The 20,819-nt window shown below is 57.9% G+C and carries 20 protein-coding genes; 8 read left to right on the top strand and 12 right to left on the bottom strand.

The window, feature by feature from the left end; genetic code table 11:
* The first annotated feature begins 91 nt into the window (after positions 1-91).
* Positions 92-787 (top strand): class I SAM-dependent methyltransferase, encoded by a 696-nt coding sequence (locus H7K56_RS01355; RefSeq protein ID WP_249042728.1) that lies wholly within the window; start codon positions 92-94, stop codon positions 785-787.
* A gap of 31 nt (positions 788-818) precedes the next feature.
* Here H7K56_RS01355 and H7K56_RS01350 read toward each other — a convergent pair whose 3' ends face one another.
* The 4 genes from H7K56_RS01350 to H7K56_RS01335 form a co-directional block, all read right to left on the bottom strand.
* Positions 819-1,775, bottom strand: a complete 957-nt coding sequence (locus tag H7K56_RS01350) for a sugar-binding transcriptional regulator (protein WP_058780571.1) — start codon at positions 1,773-1,775, stop codon at positions 819-821.
* A 62-nt stretch (positions 1,776-1,837) separates the two neighbouring features.
* On the bottom strand, positions 1,838-2,773 hold the full coding sequence (locus tag H7K56_RS01345; protein WP_150361026.1) for a sugar phosphate isomerase/epimerase family protein: 936 nt from the start codon (positions 2,771-2,773) through the stop codon (positions 1,838-1,840).
* A gap of 10 nt (positions 2,774-2,783) precedes the next feature.
* A complete protein-coding gene (locus H7K56_RS01340) occupies positions 2,784-4,313 on the bottom strand; it encodes a glycerol-3-phosphate dehydrogenase (protein WP_150361025.1) in 1,530 nt (509 codons plus the stop codon).
* Between the two features lie 3 nt (positions 4,314-4,316).
* Positions 4,317-5,873 carry an FGGY-family carbohydrate kinase gene (locus tag H7K56_RS01335; protein WP_058758548.1) on the bottom strand — a complete coding sequence of 519 codons (1,557 nt, stop codon included), beginning with the start codon at positions 5,871-5,873 and terminating at the stop codon, positions 4,317-4,319.
* A gap of 432 nt (positions 5,874-6,305) precedes the next feature.
* On the opposite strand from H7K56_RS01335, the gene H7K56_RS01330 reads away from it, so the two are divergent.
* From H7K56_RS01330 to H7K56_RS01310, 5 genes are all read left to right on the top strand, one after another.
* Complete coding sequence (locus tag H7K56_RS01330; RefSeq protein WP_021506049.1) at positions 6,306-6,959, top strand: DUF2291 domain-containing protein; 654 nt, start codon at positions 6,306-6,308, stop codon at positions 6,957-6,959.
* Positions 6,956-8,494: a sugar ABC transporter ATP-binding protein gene (locus H7K56_RS01325; RefSeq protein WP_058780568.1), complete on the top strand. Its 1,539-nt coding sequence runs from the start codon at positions 6,956-6,958 to the stop codon at positions 8,492-8,494. Before H7K56_RS01330 ends, H7K56_RS01325 begins: the two co-directional genes overlap by 4 nt.
* Positions 8,495-8,516: 22 nt before the next feature.
* A complete protein-coding gene (locus tag H7K56_RS01320) occupies positions 8,517-9,572 on the top strand; it encodes an ABC transporter permease (RefSeq protein WP_150361024.1) in 1,056 nt (351 codons plus the stop codon).
* Between the two features lie 74 nt (positions 9,573-9,646).
* Positions 9,647-10,594, top strand: a complete 948-nt coding sequence (locus tag H7K56_RS01315) for a D-ribose ABC transporter substrate-binding protein (protein ID WP_150361023.1) — start codon at positions 9,647-9,649, stop codon at positions 10,592-10,594.
* A 128-nt stretch (positions 10,595-10,722) separates the two neighbouring features.
* Positions 10,723-11,586 (top strand): DeoR/GlpR family DNA-binding transcription regulator, encoded by an 864-nt coding sequence (locus H7K56_RS01310; RefSeq protein ID WP_021506045.1) that lies wholly within the window; start codon positions 10,723-10,725, stop codon positions 11,584-11,586.
* Positions 11,587-11,601: 15 nt separating this feature from the next.
* On the opposite strand, the gene H7K56_RS01305 is transcribed toward H7K56_RS01310, so the two are convergent.
* Both H7K56_RS01305 and rihB read right to left on the bottom strand, forming a co-directional pair.
* Positions 11,602-12,852, bottom strand: coding sequence for a NupC/NupG family nucleoside CNT transporter (locus H7K56_RS01305; protein WP_104187121.1), 1,251 nt, complete (start codon positions 12,850-12,852; stop codon positions 11,602-11,604).
* 83 nt (positions 12,853-12,935) lie between these two features.
* Positions 12,936-13,868 (bottom strand): ribosylpyrimidine nucleosidase, encoded by a 933-nt coding sequence (rihB, locus tag H7K56_RS01300; RefSeq protein ID WP_058758552.1) that lies wholly within the window; start codon positions 13,866-13,868, stop codon positions 12,936-12,938.
* Between the two features lie 135 nt (positions 13,869-14,003).
* On the opposite strand from rihB, the gene yeiL reads away from it, so the two are divergent.
* Positions 14,004-14,696, top strand: a complete 693-nt coding sequence (gene yeiL, locus H7K56_RS01295) for a transcriptional regulator YeiL (protein WP_104186657.1) — start codon at positions 14,004-14,006, stop codon at positions 14,694-14,696.
* A 3-nt stretch (positions 14,697-14,699) separates the two neighbouring features.
* Here yeiL and H7K56_RS01290 read toward each other — a convergent pair whose 3' ends face one another.
* A complete protein-coding gene (locus H7K56_RS01290; protein ID WP_150361022.1) occupies positions 14,700-15,434 on the bottom strand; it encodes an SDR family oxidoreductase in 735 nt (244 codons plus the stop codon).
* A gap of 109 nt (positions 15,435-15,543) precedes the next feature.
* Here H7K56_RS01290 and H7K56_RS01285 point away from each other — a divergent pair, with 109 nt between their 5' ends.
* Positions 15,544-16,377 (top strand): LysR family transcriptional regulator, encoded by an 834-nt coding sequence (locus H7K56_RS01285; protein WP_182688955.1) that lies wholly within the window; start codon positions 15,544-15,546, stop codon positions 16,375-16,377.
* A 40-nt stretch (positions 16,378-16,417) separates the two neighbouring features.
* On the opposite strand, the gene H7K56_RS01280 is transcribed toward H7K56_RS01285, so the two are convergent.
* From H7K56_RS01280 to H7K56_RS01260, 5 genes are all read right to left on the bottom strand, one after another.
* The gene (locus H7K56_RS01280; RefSeq protein ID WP_150361902.1) at positions 16,418-16,933 is read right to left on the bottom strand and encodes an SDR family NAD(P)-dependent oxidoreductase; all 516 of its coding nucleotides are present in this window, start codon (positions 16,931-16,933) and stop codon (positions 16,418-16,420) included.
* A 722-nt stretch (positions 16,934-17,655) separates the two neighbouring features.
* Entirely contained in the window at positions 17,656-18,171 is a 516-nt protein-coding gene (locus H7K56_RS01275; RefSeq protein WP_058758650.1) for a phenolic acid decarboxylase, read from the bottom strand.
* Between the two features lie 183 nt (positions 18,172-18,354).
* On the bottom strand, positions 18,355-19,272 hold the full coding sequence (locus H7K56_RS01270) for a nucleotidyl transferase AbiEii/AbiGii toxin family protein (protein WP_058780563.1): 918 nt from the start codon (positions 19,270-19,272) through the stop codon (positions 18,355-18,357).
* Complete coding sequence (gene abiEi / locus H7K56_RS01265) at positions 19,247-19,801, bottom strand: type IV toxin-antitoxin system AbiEi family antitoxin (protein WP_150361903.1); 555 nt, start codon at positions 19,799-19,801, stop codon at positions 19,247-19,249. The genes H7K56_RS01270 and abiEi overlap by 26 nt, the downstream gene beginning before the upstream one ends.
* Before the next feature lie 146 nt (positions 19,802-19,947).
* Positions 19,948-20,679, bottom strand: a complete 732-nt coding sequence (locus H7K56_RS01260) for a YoaK family protein (protein WP_021506033.1) — start codon at positions 20,677-20,679, stop codon at positions 19,948-19,950.
* Between the last annotated feature and the right edge of the window lie 140 nt (positions 20,680-20,819).

Below are 20,819 nucleotides of genomic sequence, written 5' to 3'. Positions count from 1 at the left end.
CTCCCTCAGGCTTAGCGTTATCAGCCATTGATTGCATCGACGCACTATTCATGTAATAAATAAAGTTACATGATGACAACCGATCGGGACAATGATGACGCAAAATACCAACGATATCTTCAACGAAGAGTTTGCGCGGCAGTACGACGCGTATAACGGCAAACATCAGCCAATCGCCGATAATCTGCATCTGCTGATTTCACTGGTGCTGGACAACGCGCCGCCGCAGGCGCGGGTGCTGTGTGTGGGCGTCGGGACCGGCAGCGAAATTATCCGGCTGGCGCAGCAGCACCCGGAATGGCAGTTTACCGGTGTCGATCCTTCACCGGACATGCTGGCGGTCTGCACAGAAAAACTCACCGCCGCCGGGATACGGGCGCGCTGCCAGCTGCATCAGGGCTACCTTAACGACGTGCCGGTTACCGCCAATTACGATGTGGTGCTATGCCTGCTGGTGACGCATTTTATCCAGCATCCGCAGCGGGCGGGTATTTATCAGCAGATGCAGCAGCAGCTCAAACCGGGCGGACGCTTAGTGACGGCAGAAATTGTCGGCGATGTGCAGGATACCGGCTTTGATGAACAACTGCTGTTCTGGAAAACCATGCATGAGAGCGCCAGCGGCAGGGCGCAAAATCTGGATGAGATGAAGCAGATGCTGACGCAGCGGCTGCTGTTACTGCCTGCTGCCCAGACCGAAGCGCTGATGGCGCAGGCCGGGTTCACGCCGCCGCAGCGCTTCTTTCAGTCGCTGCTGATACATGGCTGGACGGCGCGCAAGCGCTAAACCGCTTAATAAGGTTGAGTGAGCTGACGATTCAATAAGATAGCAGCGCCTGCGCCGTCAGCTCGTCGGTGATCAAACCGGTGACGAGTCCGCTGGCCAGCACCGCGCGGATCGCCGCCACTTTACTCGGTCCGCCGGTCAGCGCCACGATCTCTGCGCGCTGCGCCAGATCCAGCGGCACCGACAGCGTGCGTGCCGTCAGCGAATTGTGAATCATCTGCCCGTCGGCGGCAAAAAAGTGCCCCAGCAGTTCGCCCACCGCGCCGGCTTCCGACAGGGCGCGGATCTCGGCTGCATCGATCATCCCGGCTTCCACCAGCTGGGCGGCCGGTTCCACGGTGCCAATGCCCACCAACTTCACTTCACTGTGCGCGGCCATGCTGAACACTTCGCTGACGCCACGCTGCGCCAGCAGCACATCGCGATCCTCTTCGGTGTTGGCAAAAAACGGTACCGGCATCATGTAGGCCTGCGCACCGGTTTTTTCGGCGATGCGATGCATCACGTCATGCGGATTGAGCGCGTAGTTGCGCGTCAGACAGCCGAGCAGGGAGACAAAGCGCAGGTGCGGCGCGTCGATGCGTGCCAGCTGGTGAATTGCTGCCGACAGCGTCCGGCCGTGGCCGAGACCCAGCGTGATCGCCGGCGTGGAGGCCAGCAGATTACGCAAATAGTCGGCACCGGCCATGCCCAGCGCGCGCACCGGCAGGCCTTCTTCACCGAGATCGGGTGCCACCTGACAAAAGTTCAGGCCGTAGCGGCTGCGCAACTGCTCTTCCAGCGTCACGCAGGCGACAATCGCGCCGTCGATGGTGACTTTCACCGCGCCTTCGGCCACCATGCGCGCAATCAGCCGATGGGTTTTCACCGACGGCAGGCCGAGCCGTTTGGCTACTTCAGCCTGCGTCAGGCCGCCGACATAGTGCAGCCAGGCCGCCCTCAGGGCCAGAGAGTCATCGCGTTCAGCGGAAGTCGGTGCGGATTTCATCGGGTTGTCCCTGTCTGGTTGAGGGGTGCTGCGGGCTGACGAAAGCCCTCAGCACGGCATGCTCACGCGAGATGCAAATCCTGCACCCCGGTATCAATATGGTCGGCCCAGAACGCCACGCTTTCGGCAATCTCCGCCACCACATTGCTGTCAGTGGGTTCGCGCTCTTTGAAGCTTAGCTCGAGGCAAATCTCGTTATCCTGCGCGCCGCCGCGCGCCAGCGCCTCAAGCAGCGGCAGCGGCTGAATGCGACCGCCGGCATTGTACTGCAATGTAAAGGGCCTGTGCCCGCCTTTATCCATCATGCTCTGCTTTATATGGATGATGGGCGAAAAGCGCGGCGCCGCTTCAGCCCACGCGTAAGGATCGTAGTCACGCGGATCGTCAGAGGTGACATCGCCATGATCGATATCCGCCATCATCCACATCGGCAGGGCAAACTGTGCCGCGCTCAGCCGCTGTTGCAGCGCCATACAGGCGGGAATGGTTTCGCCAAATTCGCGTCCGACGCTCATCGGTTCCCAGAACAGGTAACGCAGACCGGCCGCTTTGGCGTGTTCCGCCACTTCCGCCCAGCAGTCAATGGCGATGGCAATCAGCGCTTCACGCCGCGCTGCATCGTTAAAATCCCGCTGGGTGAAGATGGCAAACTGCGAGCCCACCGCGACGCCGCCCAGTTCCGCGGTGATGTCGGCAAAGGTTTTGAACCAGTCAATGTAGTAGCGACGTACCGCCGCATCCGGATGACCAAAATGGTTGAGGCGGCCATACGGGCCGGTCATGCCGGAGGTGACGCGCACGCCGGTGGCACGCAGCGCCTGCTGCATGCGGCGCGTCATGTGGGTGAGCGTTGCAGCAGGCCAGCCGGGATTGATAAACTCATGCGTCAGCTGCAGATCGCGGATGCGGATCTGCTGCGCCACGGTGTGAATTAAATCGCCGGGATCGGCGAAGCGGTTCACCAGCGGATTGGTATTCAGCGAAAGCGTTAATGGCATGCGGCACCTCTCAGCCAGCGTGGGCGCGCAGCGGCGCGGCAGGGTGGAAAGTCTGTTCGAACCACTGGCTGAACGCGGTGCGCTGTGCAGCGCTCAGGTGCAGCTGATGTTTGGTGCGACGCCAGAGAATGTCTTCCGGCTGCTGCGCCCATTCGTACTGCACCAGATAACGCACCTCGGCCTCGTACAGCTGGCCGCCAAAATGCTCACCGAGATCGCTCAGCGAACCGGCGGTGCCCAGCAGCGTGCTCATACGCGCACCGTACAGTCGCGCATAGTGCTTGCGCAGCGGCTGCGGCAGCCACGGCCAGCGCGTTTTGATCTCCTCCAGGAAGCTGTCAAAATCGGCATGGGCGATCTCGCCGCCCGGCAGCGTGGCGCTGCGCGTCCAGTCCGCGCCCATGTTGGGGAAAAACGGCGCCAGCTGTTGCAGCGCATGCTCGGCCAGCTTGCGGAACGTGGTAATTTTGCCGCCGAACACGTGCAGCAGCGGGGCATCCTGTTGATTATCGAGGTCGAACACATAATCCCGCGTCACCGCCGAGGGATTGCCTTTACCGTCGTCAAACAGCGGCCGTACGCCGGAGAAGCGGGTAATCACATCGCTGGCGCGCAGCTTAACCTTGAAGTAGCGATTCACCACGTCGATCAGGTACTGCTGCTCACTATCATCCGCACTGACATCTTCCGCTTTGCCCTGCCAGGGAATGTCGGTGGTGCCGATTAACGCTTTATCACCCTCATAAGGATTGATAAAAATCACCCGCTTGTCGGTGTTTTGCACCAGATAGGCCTGCTGGCCCTCCCAGAATTTCGGCACGATGAGGTGCGAGCCTTTCACCAGCCGCACGCTGCGCTGGCTTTGCGTGTGGCTAACCTGATTGACGATATCCAGCACCCACGGCCCGGCGGCATTCACCAGCGCGCGGGCGAACACCGTGCGCTGCGCGCCGCTGGCCTGATCCTGCAGGGTAATCTGCCATTTGCCCGGCAGACGCTGCGCTGACACGCAGCGGGTGCGCGGCAGAATGGTGGCGCCGCGCTCGGCGGCATCCAGCGCATTGAGCGTCACCAGCCGGGCATCGTCCACCCAGCAATCGGAATACTCAAAGCCTTTCTGGTAGCTGTCCAGCAGCGGTGCGCCTTCAGGATCGCGCGTCAGATCGAGCACGCGCGTGCCCGGCAGTTTTTTGCGTCCGCCAAGGTGGTCATACAGAAACAGGCCCAGCCGCACCAGCCACGCCGGGCGATCGGACGGGCTGTGCGGCAGCACAAAGCGCATCGGCCAGATAATGTGCGGCGCCGCGTTCAGCAGCACCTCGCGTTCAATCAGCGCCTCGCGCACCAGGCGGAATTCGTAGTACTCCAGATAGCGCAGGCCGCCGTGCACCAGTTTACCGGAGCGTGAGGAGGTGCCTGCGGCAAGATCGTCTTTTTCACACATCATCACCGACAGCCCGCGCCCGGCGGCATCGCGCGCGATACCGGCACCGTTAATGCCACCGCCGATCACAAACAGATCCAACGTGTTGTCACTCATGCGTTACTCCTTAAAACTGTTTAATGCCTGCCAGGCGGCAGGAAGATCGCGGCGGATCTGCTGATACTGGGGGAACAGCTGCTGGTAGCGCTGCATCAGCGCAGGCGACGGTGCTTCGGCGTCGTCCAGCAGCGGACGCACCCAGCGTTCAACGCACTGCGCCATGTCCGGATACGCGCCAATCGCCACCGCCGCCATCATGGCCGCACCCGCTGCGCCGGCTTCCTCGCGCTGGCTGATGCGCACCGGCGCGCCGATGCAGGCAGCAAGGATTTGTCTGAGCGGCTGCGATCGCACCGCACCGCCGGTAAGGCGAATTTCTCCCGGCAGCGTAGCGCCCATCGCCTGATAACAGTCGCGAGCTGCCATGCCGATGCCTTCAATCACGCCGCGCACCAGGTCGCCAAAGTTGTGCTGGTAGTTGAGGCCGGTGAAACTGGCGCGCGCGTCGGCGTTGACGAACGGTCCGCGCTCACCGGCCAGCGAAATGTAAGGATGGAACAGCAGGGTGCCCGGCTGCGCGTCGTTGAGCCAGCGATCGATCTGCTGCACCAGCCGCGCATGATCGGTTTCACAACCAAAACTGCTCAGCAGATCGCTGGCCACGTTCAGCAGCCAGTCGAGATTGAGCGTGGAGGCCATGTTGGTTTGCACCTGAGTGACATAACCTGGCCAGGGCAGCGGGATCACGTAGCCGGTTTGCGCCGGGTTGAGCCATACCTCGTCAATGGTGACGCTGCGCAGATGCACGCCGGTTGAGCCGACAATCGAACAGGCGGTATTGGCTTCACCGGTGTGCACCCCGGCACCGAGCGCGGTCATCGCCATATCGACATAGCCGAGACACACCGGCGTGCCAGCCAGCAGGCCGGTTTGCCGGGCGGCGTCAGCGGTGAGGCCATGGGTGATTTGCGTACCGTCGATAATCTCCGGCAGCAGGTGGCGCCGGTGGTTAAGCCCCAGCGCGTCAATCACCGTATCGTCATAGCGCTGGTGGCGATAGTTGCCAAAGGTAAAGCTGGCTTCAGACGGGTCGGTGGCGCGCACGCCAGTCAGATTGAGATAGAGCCAGTCCTTGCAGTGCAGCGCCACTTCGGCGCGCGCCAGCAGTTCGGGATAGTGCTGGTCCATGTGCGCCAGCTGCGCACCCTGCTGGCAGGTGTTAAGACCGGTGCCGGTGGCCTGAAAGCGTGCGGCGGCCAGCGGCTGCTGATTGAGTTTTTCCACCGTGGCGGCGGCGCGGGCATCCAGCCAGATCCACGCATCATCCACCGGCTGATTATCAGCACCGACCAGCCAGCTGCCATCGCCCTGGGCGGTCACCGCCACGGCCACCACGCGCGCCGCCAGATTCTCCACCCGATCGCCGAGCTTGTGAATCGCACTGACCGCATCCTGCCAGGTTTGCGTCATTGACTGCTGGGCGGCACCGCCTGCGCTGCGGTAATAGCGATTGCGCGCCGACGCGCACGCCAGCTGGTTACCTTCCAGATCAAACGCCACCGCTTTAACCACCGAGGTGCCGGAATCCAGACCCAGAATGATATCGCCACTCTCCACATACACCTCCGTTCGCTGCTCCCGGTGCGGGAACCCCTGTTTGGTTTATCCGCAGCCTTGTTAATTAGCTGTGATGATTTTGCTAAATACTGTCTTACACCACTTCTCATGGAGATAACACATCTGTTGTATTATTTTTCTCAAAAAAGAATAAATTTCACTCCGGATGGCGAGTCCGATCACAAAATCAGCGGGGATTGTGGATGTAATTAAACACTGTGAAAGGTTTTTAATGATTGTATTAAAGGGCTTTTTAAACGGATTAAGGGTGATCGTGGGCAAATAAGCGATCCAGATCGCGCTGTGCGAAAAATTGCGCGTCACCTGTTGACAATTTAGTCACAACAGCACAATTCTCATCACACAAGTTATCACATTTATAACATTGCACGGCGATGAATATCGTCGCTGTTCACCCTGAGAGGTCACGTTATGTCCGAGGTCTCAATCTTAACGCAGCAGCTGGCACGCAAACGTCGGCGGCGCTACACACTCAGCGGCGTGGTGATCGTGGCGCTGGTAGCCGCCATGGCGCTGGATACCAAAGTAGTGCGCATCGGTTCGGCGGACGACGCGCGTCAGCAGGGCTTCTCCGCAGACAGCTACGGGCAGAAAACCTTTCCCGGCATCCAGCAGGATGTTGAAGCGCGCGCGGTGGATGCCGCCACGCTGGCGGCCGCACTGAACAGCGATCGGCAGCAGGCGGTGGCCAGATACGGCGTCGGCTCGCCGCTGCCGGTGCTGCCGGTCAAACTGCAGGGCGTGGTGCAGCCGGGGCAGATGGGTGTTTTCCCGTTACAGGTCGCCGGTCTGCCGGCGGGTACGCAGCTGCGGTTGCAAACCGGCCCGGCGATTACCGGCACCGATTTGCGTGATGCCAGCGGCAAAATTCAGTTTGGTGATTTTACTAATCAGATCGAATACCAGAACGCCGGGGCGGCGATTAACCGCGCCATGAAAGCGGCGGTGCTGGAGAAACTGGACCGCGACGCGCTGCCGGGCAAAACCGTGCAGGTGGTCGGCGTGTTCCGCCTGCTCAGTCCGACCAACTGGCTGATTACGCCGGTGCGCGTGGAGGTGCAATGAAACCGTTCAACGTCAATCCGGCGCTGCTGAAAGGAGAAGTGATTCTGCAGGCGCGCAACGTCAGCAAAGTATATGGCTCCACCCATGCGCTGAAAGGCGTCAATTTTGAAATCCGCCGCGGCGAAGTTACCACGCTGTTTGGTGAAAACGGCGCCGGTAAATCGACGCTGATGAAAATTCTTTCTGGCGTGATTACGCCAACATCCGGGGAAATTCTGTTAAACGGCGAAGCAAAGGTGTTCCGTTCGGCCACCGAGGCGCGCGACTGTGGTATCTCGATTATTCATCAGGAGCTGAATCTCGCGCCCAACATGAACGTGCGCGACAACATTTTTATGGGGCGGGAAATCATGCGGCCCGGCGGGGTGGATTACGCCGAAGAGGCGCGGCTGACCCGCCATCTGATGGCGGCGCTGGAGGAGGATATTGATCCGCTGACGCCGGTGGAGAACCTGCGTCTCGGGCAGCAGCAGATTGTGGAAATCGCCCGCGCGCTGTCGGTGAATTCACAAATCCTGATCATGGATGAACCGACCTCGGCGCTCAGCGCGGCGGAAGTGGCGGTGCTGTTCCAGGTCATCCGCGATCTGACCAGTCAGGGCGTGGCGATTGTGTATATCTCACACCATCTGGAGGAAGCACTGGAGATCACCGATCGCGCTGTGGTGCTGCGTGACGGCGTGATGACCGCTTATGCCCGGCGCGACGAGATCGACCTCGAATGGATCGTGCGCAACATGGTGGGAGAGCACTTCGACCTCGGTTCACCGCCCGGCGGCTATGCCTTCGGCGGTGACGCGCTGACGGTGCAGGCGTTAACCGTGAAAAGCAAAACCGGCATCCGGCTGGTGGATCAGCTGTCGCTGACGGTGCAGGCAGGTGAGATTGTCTGCATTTATGGCCTGATGGGCGCGGGGCGCACCGAGCTGCTGGAGTGTCTCGCCGGACGGCTGAAGCAGAGCAGCGGGCACATCCTGCTGCAGGATACCGAGATCTCCGCGCTGTCGCTGTCGCAACGCATCAAAATGGGCCTGGCGCTGGTTCCGGAGGATCGTCAGCGCGACGGGCTGGTGCAGACCATGACGGTGGGCGAGAACCTGTCGCTGGCCAGCATCAGCGAGTTTGTGCGCGGACTGGTGCTGTCAACGCGACGGGAGAAACAGCTGATTAGTGACAGCATTCGTAACGTGACGGTCAAGACTGCCGGCGGTGAGGCGGCTATCGGTTCCCTGTCCGGCGGCAATCAGCAAAAGGTGGTGATCGGCAAAATGCTCGCCACCCGACCCAAAGTGATTCTGCTGGATGAACCGAGCCGTGGCATCGATATCGGTGCCAAAGCCGAAGTGTTTCGTCTGCTGGCGGAGAATGCCAGCAAAGGGCTGGCGGTGGTTTACACCACCTCAGAAGTGGGCGAGTGCCTGAGTATCGCGCACCGCATCGTGGTGATGAGCAAAGGGCGCATCTCGGCCATCTTCGACGCCAGCGTGAGCAAAGAACGCATTATGGCCGCTTCGGGCGAGTCTCTGGTGGCATGACATGAAAAACGGAGCAAACGGTATGACTGACAGAACCCAAACGCTGGATAGCGCACCGCGGGTGGCGAAACCGGCCAGCGGCAAGCGCCTCAACCTGGCGCGGCTGCTGCTGGAAGGGCGTGCCTTTATCGCGCTGCTGGTGATTATCGCCACTTTCTCCCTGCTATCGCCCAACTACTTTACCGGCGCGAACTTCCTCACCATGGCATCGCATGTGGCCATCTTCGGTTTGCCGGCGATCGGCATGCTGCTGGTGATCCTCAACGGCGGGATTGATTTGTCAGTCGGCTCGACGCTGGGACTGGCTGGGGTGATGGCCGGCTTTATGATGCAGGGCATCAACCTTGAAGCGCTGGGCGTGGTGCTCTATCTGCCGGTGTGGGCAGTGGCAATTCTGACGCTGGTGCTGGGTGCACTGGTAGGGCTGGTCAACGGCGTGCTGATTGCGATTTTTCGCGTCCCGGCGTTTGTCGCCACGCTCGGCACCATGTATGTGGCGCGCGGTATCGCGCTACTGATAACTAACGGTCTGACCTACAATAAACTCTCCGGCAGCGAAGCGCTGGGCAATACCGGTTTCGACTGGCTCGGTTTTAACCGCCTGTTCAACATCCCGGTCGGCGTGCTGGTGCTCGGCGCAGTGGCACTGGCCTGCGGCTTCATGCTGAGTCGCTCGGCGTTTGGCCGCTGGCTGTATGCCTCGGGCGGTAACGAGCGCGCCGCCGATCTCTCCGGCGTGCCGGTAAAACGCATCAAAATCAGCGTCTACGTGCTGTCGGGTATCTGTGCGGCGATGGCCGGACTGGTGCTCTCTTCGCAGCTGACCTCCGCCGGTCCGACCGCGGGCACCACCTACGAGCTGACCGCCATTGCTGCGGTGGTGATTGGCGGTGCGGCGCTGACCGGAGGACGCGGTAACGTGCGCGGCACGCTACTGGGCGCGTTCGTGATTGGCTTTCTCTCTGATGGCTTAGTGATTATCGGCGTTTCTGCCTACTGGCAGACGGTGTTCACTGGCGCCGTGATTGTACTGGCGGTATTGCTCAACACCCTGCAATACGGCCGGCGCGGTCGCTAACCCTGTGCGCGCTGGCCGGCTGGCGCGCGAGTAACCGTAAAACAAACCTGTACCCTAATAATAACGGAGCACCTATGTTCACTAAACGTCTGTTTATCGCCGCCGCCGCGATGGCCATCTCCACCTTTGCCTTACCCAGCTGGGCCAACAACGGCCTGATGACCATCATCGTCAACGATCCCTCCAACCCTTACTGGCTGACTGAGGGCCAGGTCGCGCAGAAGGCGGCGGAGAAGCTGGGCTACAGTGCCAAAGTCAGCGCGCACAAAGGGGATACCAACACCGAAAGCCAGCTGATTGATACGGCGATCACCAATAAATCGAAGGCGATCATTCTCGATCCGGCTAACGCCGACGGCTCGATTGGCTCGGTGAAGAAAGCCATTGCCGCCAATATTCCGGTGTTCGTGATCAATGCCGAACTGAACCAGAGCGGGCTGGCTAAAGCGCAGCTGGTGTCGAATAACGCGCAGGGCGCGGCAGTAGGCGCGATGGAGTGGGTGAAGCAGGTGGGTGGCAGTGCCAGCTATGTCGAGCTGGTGGGACCGCCGTCGGATAACAACGCCGCCACGCGCGCCAACGGTTTCGATACCGTGCTGTCTCAGTACCCGACGCTGAAGAAAGTCGGCCAGGAAGTGGCGAACTGGGATCGCACCCAGGGCTTTAACAAAATGCAGTCGCTGCTGCAGGCTAATCCGAACATCAAAGGGGTGATCAGCGGTAACGATGAGATGGCGCTGGGTGCTATCGCCGCCCTGAAGGAAGCCGGCAAACTCAGTCAGGTGAAAGTGGGTGGGTTTGACGGTTCACCGGATGCGGTCGACGCGGTTAAAGCCGGTACGCTGGCCTATACCGTGATGCAGCCGGTAGCGCAGTTTGCGCAGAAGGCGGTAGAGCAGGCGGACACTTTCCTCAAAACCGGCAAAACCGGGGTAGCACAGGAGAAGCAGCTGTTTGACTGTATCCTGATCACCAAAGACAACGCCGGTGATTTCGTTTCGCCGTTTGTCCTGAAGCAGTAAGTCAGATCACCGATGGCGGCATTCTGGCCGTCATCGGTTGCCTGCTGCGCGCCTGATTTGCAAAAGAAACGTTTACGCGCTGTAATCAAAGCCGAAACTGCATTTCCGCTTCACTTTCCGGACGAAACATGGCGCATAACCCGCAAGAGACCTCCGCTGGTCACTTCCTGAATGAAACCTTACCGGGCGACAGCCGTCAGGCGCGTCAGCTGGCACGACGCCAGCTCATAGCCGAAGCCGTGATGGCCGAAGGCGCGGTGCGTATCGAAGATATTACTGAGCGCTTCGGGATCAGCCTGATGACCGCCCATCGTGATATTGATGAGATGGTCGAGCGCGGGCTGCTGCATAAATCACGCGGCGTGGTCTCTGCCACACCAACCAGCCTGGTGGAATCCAGCGATCTCTACCGTGCCACGCGCCAGCTGGAAGAGAAACAGGCGATTGCCGAAGTGGCCGCTGGCTACCTTGAACCCGGCCAGGCGCTGTTTCTGGATGATTCCACCACCGTGCTGCAGATGGCGCGGCTGCTGCCGGCCAAAGCGCCGCTCACGGTGATCACCAATTCGCTGACGTTAATGAATGAATTACGCAACGGTCGCGATATCACTCTGATGGGGCTCGGCGGCCAGTTTCATCACTGGTGTAACGCCTTTATGGGGCGCATGACGCGAGACGAAATCGCCAGCCTGCGCGCCGATGTGTTTTTTGTCAGCATGTCGGCGATTATTGATGATGCGGTGTTTCACCAGTCGGCCGAGACGGTGGAAACCAAGCGCGCGATGTTCGAGGCGGCGCAGAAGCGCATCCTGATGATGGATAACACCAAGTTTGAGCGGCGCGCGCTGCATCGCTTTGCTCACCTGAGCGAGTTTGATGTGGTGATCGTTAATCAGGGCACGCCGGTGCCGGTGCTGCGTCGCCTGCAGGAGTTGGGGGTGAATGTGGTGGTGGCACCGATGAAAACCGGGCAGGGACGCACAGAGGCGTAATGCCCGGTTCGCGCGTTAGCCAAGGCCGATGAAGAAGCCGGCGATGGTGGCGCTCATCAGATTGGAGAGCGTTGCGGCGATCAGCGCGCGCAGGCCCAGCCGCGCGATTTCCGGGGTGCGCTCCGGTGCGACGGCAGAAAAGGCGCCGACCACCACGCCAATCGAACCAAAGTTAGCAAAGCCGCACAGGGCGAACGAGACGATGGCGATGGTTTTGCCGTCGAGCGCGCCCGCCTGATGCAGATAAGGTGAAAAGCTGATGTAGGCGACAAACTCGTTCACCACCAGTTTCTGACCTATCAGGCTGCCCGCCAGCGCCGCATCGTGCCACGCCACGCCCATCAGCCACGCCAGCGGGGCCAGCGCGAAGCCGAGTATTCCCTGCAGGCTGATGTCGCCGTGACCAAACCAGCCGCCGATGCCGCCAAGTATGCCGTTGAGCATCGCGATGATACCGACAAACGCCATCACCACCGTCGCCAGACCGGCGGCTATTTTCATCCCGGTAATCGCTCCGCTGGCGGCGGCTTCAATCAGGCTGCGTGCCGGCGTGTCGCTAAACGACAGGTTGGTAAAAGTCACCTGCGATGCTTCCGTTGCCGGACTGAGCAGCCGGGCGAACAGAATGCCGCCAGGAATGGCCATCAGCGAGGCGGCCAGCAGATATTCAATCGGTACCCCCAGCCCGGCATAGCCGAGCATAGTGGAACCGGCTATTGAAGCCATGCCGCTGCAGATGGCGGTGAACAGTTCGTTGCGATTGAGACGGTTGACGAAGGGTTTGACGATGGCCGGGATCTCATTCTGGCCGAGGAAAATGGTGGTGACCGCCACGAAGGATTCGATCTTACTGATATTGAGCGCGCGCTGAAAGATGCCGCCCAACAGGCGAATGATGGCGCCCATCACGCCAATATAGTAGAGCACGCTAACCAGCGCGGTGATAAAGATGATGGCCGGCAGAACGTGAAAAGCAAACACAAAGCCGGCGCCGTTAAACACCTTGTCCATTTGCGGTCCGGCCAGCGCGCCAAATAGAAACGCGCTGCCCGCATCACTGTAAGCCAGCGCCTGATGCACGCCGCTGGCGACTTTTTCCGCCAGCCATTTGCCCGGCGGCAAATAAAGGATCGCGCCGCCGAGGGCAATCTGAATCAGTAACGCGGCACCGGTGGTGCGCAGACTGATGTGCTTTTTATTTACTGACAGCAGAAACGCGATCGCCAGTAATACCACCATACCCAGAACACTTCTCATTATATCCATCATGATATTTCCTGATATCAGCCTGGTGAGGTTGCATAGCGGTATGGGCGACCACTTTCTGCCCATATTGTGGGGTTAAATGATTAGCGGTACCTGCGCACGCAGTCTTCGACTAAATCCCAGAACCAGGCGGTATCCAGCGTGATGCCCACTTTGGTGTTTGCCGGTTTCCCCAGCACGCCCAGCGCATCACACACCGTGCGGCCATAGCAGGGACCGCTGTTGACATCGATTTCGACAAACATCGGCTGAACGTTGAAGGCGTCCGGATTGATCAGATAGGCGACACAGGTGGCGTCATGCACCGGGCCGCCTGCCAGACCGTAATTGTCGTGCTGGGTTTTCAGCGTAAAATTCATCATATCGCTGAACAGCTTTCCGGCCGGGCCGCCGGCCTTTTCCATGCGGGTTATAATGTCCGGCGTGCACACCGTCTGGTGCGTTAAGTCGAGGCCCATCATCACCAGCGGGGCGCCGGCGGTAAATACCACGCGCGCGGCTTCCGGGTCGGCAAAAATATTGAACTCCGCCGACGGGGTAAAATTACCGGTGCCGTAAGCGCCGCCCATCAGCACGATTTCACGGATTTTAGGAATGATTTTCGGCTGCATGCGCATCGCTACCGCAATATTAGTGAGCGGGCCGACCGGCACCAGCGTGATATCCCCGTCGCTGTTCATCAGCGTATCGATAATAAAGTTCACCGCGTGCTTTGTTTCCGCTTTACGCGTCAGCGGGCCGAACACCGGGCCGTCAAGACCGGTTTCGCCGTGAATATTATCGGCGACGATCTGCTGGCGCATAATCGGCTGCGGCATGCCGGCATAAACTGGCGTGTCAATATTCAGCGTCTGGCAAACGTTCAGGCCATTAACCAGCGTTTTGTCCAGAATTTGATTGCCCGCCACGATACTTATGCCGAGCAGTTCTATCGAAGGATGTTTCGCGGCCAGCATGATGGCGATGGCATCATCATGACCGGGATCACAGTCCAGAATAATTTTACGTGCTGTCATGGTTTACTCCTCAGCTTCTTTATTATCACCTTAATTTCATTGCAGAAATTTTCCGGTGCGGTAGGGTAGAGGCCTTCACCTTAGCAGCGGCGTGACACGCCAGAGTATGAGAAATCTCATAGTGGACAACGAATGATGAAAGAAATAAATAATGACGCGCTGAAGCAGCAGTTAATAATGGCGTCCGGCTATTGCGATAAATTTTCAGCCGATGTGATACCGCACACACATTTATTTCATATTCTTGCCGGGGACTATATTGTGCGCGAGGGGGCTCTGCCGGCGTATATGTTTTATCTGGCGCGCGGTCGCACCAAACTGTATGTCACGCTGGCCAATGGCCGTATTTCGCTGGTGGATTTCTTTAATGCGCCCTGTTTTATTGGCGAGATTGAAGTGCTGGATGAAACGCATGCTTCACGCGCGGTGCAGGCGATTGAAGCCTGCTGGTGCCTGGCGCTGCCGGTGAAAACCTGCCGCACGCTATTGTTAAATGATGCACAGTTCCTGCGCCACGCCTGTCTCGGCCTGGTGAAAAAGAATTTCCGCAATATTGTCACCTCAACGCGTAATCAGGCGTTTCCGCTGGTTAACCGGCTGGCGGCCTTTATCTTGCTGACCCAGCATGATGGTGTATATAAAGAGAAGCATACGCAGGTAGCGGAGTACCTTGGCGTGACTTATCGCCACCTGCTGTATGTGTTTGCGCAGTTCAGCGCAGAAGGGGTGCTGCGTAAGCAGCAGGGGGGGTATGCGATCGCTAACCGCGCGGCGCTGATGGCCTTAGCCGAAGAGATGGAGCCCGGCGCAGCGCTGCCGGGTCACTGAGGTTTATGCGCCCTGGCGGGTGGCCGCCAGCACGATTTCCCGCACGCAAACCGACTGCGGCTGCGAATAGGCGTAATCGATGGCGCTGGCCACGTCGTCTGCGCTGAGCACCTTGCCGCCCATTTCGGCTTTCCACGCGTGATAACCGTCCTTGATTGCTTCGCTGGTGGTGTGACTCAACAGCTCGGTTTCAACTGCGCCCGGCGCGATAACGATCACGCGTACATTGTGCGGCGACAGCTCTTCGCGCAGGTTCTCTGACATGCCATGCACAGCGAATTTAGTGCCAACATACACAGCGTGATTAGGAAACGTCTTCCGTCCGGCCACTGAGCTGATATTAATGATCGTGCCACTTTTACGGTCAATCATGCCTGCGGTGACCGCCTGCACGCCATTGAGCAGGCCTTTCACGTTGACGTCGAACATCTTATCCCATTCGCTGGCATCCTGTTGTTCAATCGCGCCGAGCAGCATCACGCCCGCATTGTTAATCAGCGCATCGACCGGGCCAAACTGCTGCTCAGCATCATGCACTGCGGTGGTAAATGCGTGGCGATCGGTCACATCAACCGCGCGGCACAGGGCGTTGGGCAGATTCAGTGCCGTCATACGATCGATACGGCGAGCCAGCAGCAGCAGGGCATGTCCACGCGCCGAAAGCAGTTTCGCCGTGGCAAGACCGATACCGGAGCTGGCACCGGTGATGACGATTAAAGGTTTAACATTCTGCGTCATAATGACTTCCTCATAGATAAAATTAATGGCGAAGCTGAGGCGTGCACTTTAAATCGCGCAGCGATTGGTGAAAAATGGTTTATTTCTTTCGCCGATATAATGATTTTCTATGGATAAGCGACAGCTAAAAGCTTTTATCTGCGTGTTTGAGGAGCGCAACATCACGCGCGCCGCACAGTTACTCAATCTGACGCAGCCCGCGCTCTCGGCCACGATCAAGCTAATGGAAGAGGAGCTGGCCACCACGCTTTTTATCCGCAGGCCGCGCGGCGTGGAGGTCACGGAGGACGCTCGTGTCCTTTATCCGCAGGCGCGCAAGATGCTCAGCGATATGCAGGCGCTGGTCACACGCTTTCGGCAGCCGTCGGATTGCCTGCCGCTGAAGATTGGCGTCGAAGGGGATGTCGCCCCCGCCCAGCTGGCGCAACTGCTGACGGCCATCCGGCAACATTTTCCCACGGTGCTGCTTAACGTCGAGCCCGGTTGCGTGGGCGATATCCGGCTGGCGTGTGAAAGACTGCGCTGCGAAGACGAGCTGTTTATGCCGCTGTTTGAAGAGCACTACGTGCTGGCGTATCCCGCCAGTCATGCGCTAAGTCAGCTGGAGACGCTGACCCATGACCAGTTGCATCCGCTGCCGTGGGTGATGGTGCCGACTGATGAGTCACATCAGCGGCTGCTGCCGTTTTACGGTGCGGGTGCGGCCGCGGCCAACGCCGGCAGCTACGCGCTGGCGCTGGATCTGGCGGAAGCCGGCTTTGGCGTCACCATTGCGCCGGCGCCGCTGGTTGCCGCGCGGCATCGCCTGGCCTGGCGCGCTTTACCCGGTCAGCCGCTGATGCGGCGTGTCGGCATTTGCTATGCGGTTCAGGCTCAGGCCAATCCGGCGGTAGAACGGGTGCTGGCGCACTTCAGCCACGGCGCGCCTTTGCGTACTTCGTGATAGATCCGGTGCGCTGCAGGGCGCACCGGATCAAAGCGGATTAGCGCGGGTTCATCATGTCAAATATGGCGTCAAAATTGCCGTCGCGTTCGGCCCAGCGCCGCGCATGGTCACGCTCCAGCAGCAGTTCGCCGCGCGCGACCGGGCCATTTTCCAGCATCTGCAGAATCTGCGCGATATAGTCGTCCAGCGGCATGGCGCGGGGATCGCTGAGCTGTTGATTACCGGTCAGCGCCGTCTGTAAATACGGCGGCAGCATTTCCAGCACCTCGACCGGGGTATTACGCAGCTGATGACGCAGCGAAACCAGCCAGGAATGCAGAAAGGCTTTGCTGGCGCAGTAGGTGGGAAAACTGGCCAGCGGCATGAAGGCCAGCTCGGAACTGGTTGCCATCAGCGTGGCCTGCGGCTGACGGCGCAGCAGCGGCAAAAACGCGGCGGTGACGCGAATCACACCGAGGATGTTGGTCATCACGATTTGCTCAGAAATATCACTGGTCCATTCGTCCGCCGTCACCGTTTCCGGCTGCGAGATACCGGCGTTGGCGATCAGCACGTATTGCCGCTTTCAAATGGAATCTTATTGCAGGTGATCAGAGTATGTTCAGTGGAGCCGACACAAGCTCAGGGAAGCAAAGTTTGAAGCATGAACTCACGGCAATGCTTGCAGAATTTATACAGGTATTTCAGAATTTTCAGCAGGTAGCCTAAAGCGGCCTGGTCAGCTTTGCCCCTGTGATCAAATGGCGCATAATGTATATTATGTTAAATAAGGTATCTGATCACGTATCTCAATCCTTCAGTTTCGCCCTTCACGCCTCTTACCAGGCCTACAACGCATTCCACTTATCCCACCGGTCTGTTTGATGGACACCACGGCGTTATCCTGGTGCGCATCAATGCGCACCCTACAACAGACTGCCCGGTTAGCTTCAGCTATCTCTTTCGCTCATCCACAATGACAACGAATCACGCGACACCATGGCGATATCCTGGTGCGCATCAATGCGCACCCTACAACTGAATACCCGGTTAGCTTCGCCCGGTGGCTTTCCATGTCTTTAGCTCATCCAGCATGACAACGCTACGTGAAAATTTCCCGGTTATCCCTCAGCGCTTTTGTCAGATTTCACGTAGCGCGATCGGTCTGTTTGCTGAATATGGCGATGTCATCCAGGTGCGCATCAATGCGCACCTTGCAATGCCACTCCGCACTGCACAATCGCAGGGGCGCCATTCATGGCGACCGAACCCGGCGCCGTCAGCGGATTGCCACCCTCATTTATCTTTAAAATAATCTTCCGGCATTTGTCCCGGCGGCATGTTGATTACGGCATCATTATCCGGACCTTCATTCTTCATGTAGGTCACTTTGGCAAACTCAGGAATCACCACGTACGGATACGCTGGCCCTTCATCACGGAAACGATGCATATCTTCGATAAATTCATTCTGATAGCAGATGGTTTTTTCCGGATGCTGTCCTTCGCCGGCAATCCACTGCGGGAAAAAGATGGTGCCGTGAATCACCTTGCGGTTGATATCAAACAGCAGACTGACGCAGGTGCCGGTCGGCTCGTGCCAGTCGACTTTATAAATGCCCGGTGCGAACTGCACCGCATTCATACTTTGGTTGGTCACCCAACGGCCACCAACCAATCCCTGATGGATACGATAATCACAGGTTGTTGCGTTGCGCGCGTACCACTCATATTTCCAGCCATTATCATAGGTATAAACAAAATGCGTCCCGACAAACGCAGACAAATCTTTGGAAAATTCATCCGTTATCATGGTGTTATCCATTGTTTTACCTCATCAGCAGTTTGTTGAAGCAGGAATAGTAAGTTATAGCGCCTGTGAGAAAACCAGACGGCAAATTAACAAAAAAATCCGCTTCCTGAGCGTGCAGCCGGCTTGACAGCGCCCGTCCCCCTGCTCTTTTATCTCCTCTGCACGCCGGGCCAACTGTCGCTGTTACATTCTGAAGGCGTCATCGGGCCGTTTTCCTGCTAAATCTCGCTGCAATCTTTGCAACAGCGAGGTCAAACGTTCGGCGATGTAATCGGTAAATTCTGCACGCCCCAGCGTTCTGGCAAATACCTGCTGGGGTATAAAACGGCGCATTTCGTTGTAAAAACGTCCGTCTTTGACGATGTTTTCGATACCAGCCAGTCGCTGTTTTAATAACTTTTCATAGTCAGGAATCCGGTAATCCTCGATTTTTTGCCGAATCCAGCCCACATCATACGCAGCGCCTTGCTGCATCAGCCAGGGTAAATCCCAGACATCGCGGTAACGAAGGTATTTGGTGGTCGCAACCAGGGAAATGAGCTTGTCACTCATGATCTCGTCGAGACTTTCACACATCACCAGCGTATCGCTGTAGCCATCCGGCAACACCGGATAATTGCGGCTCAGCGGTAACGGTTTGCGACTGTAAGCGGGAATATTAGCAACTTCGACCTTGATGCGTTGCTTAGGCATATCGCGTTTTTCGGGTGCCGTCGTCACGGAGACCTGCCATTTATCGACTCTGATCTCTTCATAGCCCGGCTGGCGGCGAAGTTCTGCCGGCTCTTTGACCGTAACTTCTAAACCGTAACGCGTGCCGAGATAGTCTTCGATACAGACCTTCATGTTTTTTAAATCTGCACCGGAAAAATTGATGCCGCCGGCGAAATCCAGGTCCTCGCTAAACCGATTGCCGTCATAACATAGCCGCAAAGAGGTACCGCCCTGAAACGTCAGATTTTGCAGCAGACCCGCTTTATCCAGACAGTAAAGGATGTCGTAGTGTAAAAGCTCTTTTTCCACTACGTTACGCATACCCTCGAGTTGCGCTGAAGCCATGGCCTTAGCGACCAGTTCAGTGAAACTGACTTTCTGATTCATCGTTCGTTTCCGCCTCATCAATCAGATGCGTATTACGCCCCACCCGACGTAAATCGCGCAGTGCGGCTTTTTTGGTTGCCAGGCGCAAAGGTGACTCGCCCAAAATGGTGTCCTGCAAAATTTGTTCAGGCGATCGTTTGGTATGCGTGAATTCGATCACGCCATAAGGCGTAATGTGTTCTTCAGAACGGCCCGTGGTCATAACGGTAAGACGCCCCATCGGGATTTGTGAAATTACACCGTAAGCCGATAACGCCGATTCCAGGCTCAGGTAGTTGTATTCTCCTCTGCGCAACGTCTGTACGATTCTTTCCAGCGTGTAAGCGTCTTTACTTCTCGCATAGGCGTAAACATAGACGCCACGGCTTGCGCGCTGCAGGATGCCGTCCTTCACCAGACGGTTCAGGCCAGCATTGAAAGCCTTGTCACTGTCGTCATAAAAGACTTTGGCTAAATCACGCACAGCAAAGACATAGCGCCCCTGCCTGTCAAACGCATTAAGCCGCTCGATTGCCGTCATTTTGTTCATATAAGTCTACGGGAAAACCACATTTATAGGGTATTCATGTGTACATGATTTGCCCTGCACTTTCAAGTGCACATGAATACCAGCAATAAGTAGTATTCATGTGCACTTACTCCATCGGCTTCAATTCGGAAAACTCTCCGTCGGTGTTACCAAAATCGCATGCCGGTTAAATGCAGGGTTCTGGCGATGCCACCGACGGCGATCAGCGCCAGCACAATGCCCAACCCCGCCATCGCTTCAAATCCAAGGTGTCTGAACAACAGGTAACCGACAACGCAGCCGGACAGAAATGAGAAGATCGTAACCAGGTGAGTAAAAAGTACGGTTCGGTGGCCATCGCGATCGGCAGCCTCGCTTTGACTGAAGGATGCGCGCAGCCAGGAGCCTAACGCGATGCCGGCGTCGGTCAGTGTGCCGGTCACGTGCGTGGAGCGAACGCGACCGGAGGAAAGCTGGGTCGAGGTTGAGTTATGGATGCCCATCAGCAGACTCAGCGTAACCAGTATTTCGCCGTTGTTTCGTTCGGAATACCACAGGATTTCTACCAGGGAGGTCAGCAGCAGGAAAATACCCTCGGCCAGCAGCACCAGACAGTAAATGGTGCGCAGATTCCGCTTCAGGCCGTAAGCTACCGTCAAACGCGCCAGCATGGCACCGCAGACAAAAGCAAAAATCAGCACGGCCAGAAACAGCAGATCGTGCAGGTCAGAACCATTTACCTCTGCCGAAATTTGCGAGGTATTGCCGGTCATATGGGAAGGGAAAAAACCGAATGCGCCAAACGCCATGGCGTTGAGGATACCGGCCGTGGTGGCCAGCGTTAACGCCAGCAGGCGATCTTCGCTGTGAGAGCGGATTTTCTTCTTGCGCAACAGCATAATCTATTCAGCACTCCTTTGAGAGATTCTCGGGTTGGTCGGGTCTCATCCTTATCAAGCATAGCGGCTATGCTCCGACTCACGGCTAATCCTCTGCTTTTATTACTTTTAAATCCTCCGCTGCCACATTGTGTCGCTGT

Source organism: Pantoea dispersa (assembly GCF_014155765.1).
In the GTDB taxonomy this organism is placed as follows: domain Bacteria; phylum Pseudomonadota; class Gammaproteobacteria; order Enterobacterales; family Enterobacteriaceae; genus Pantoea; species Pantoea dispersa.
Note: the sequence above shows the minus strand (reverse complement) of the source record. Positions and strands in the feature narration are given on the sequence as shown.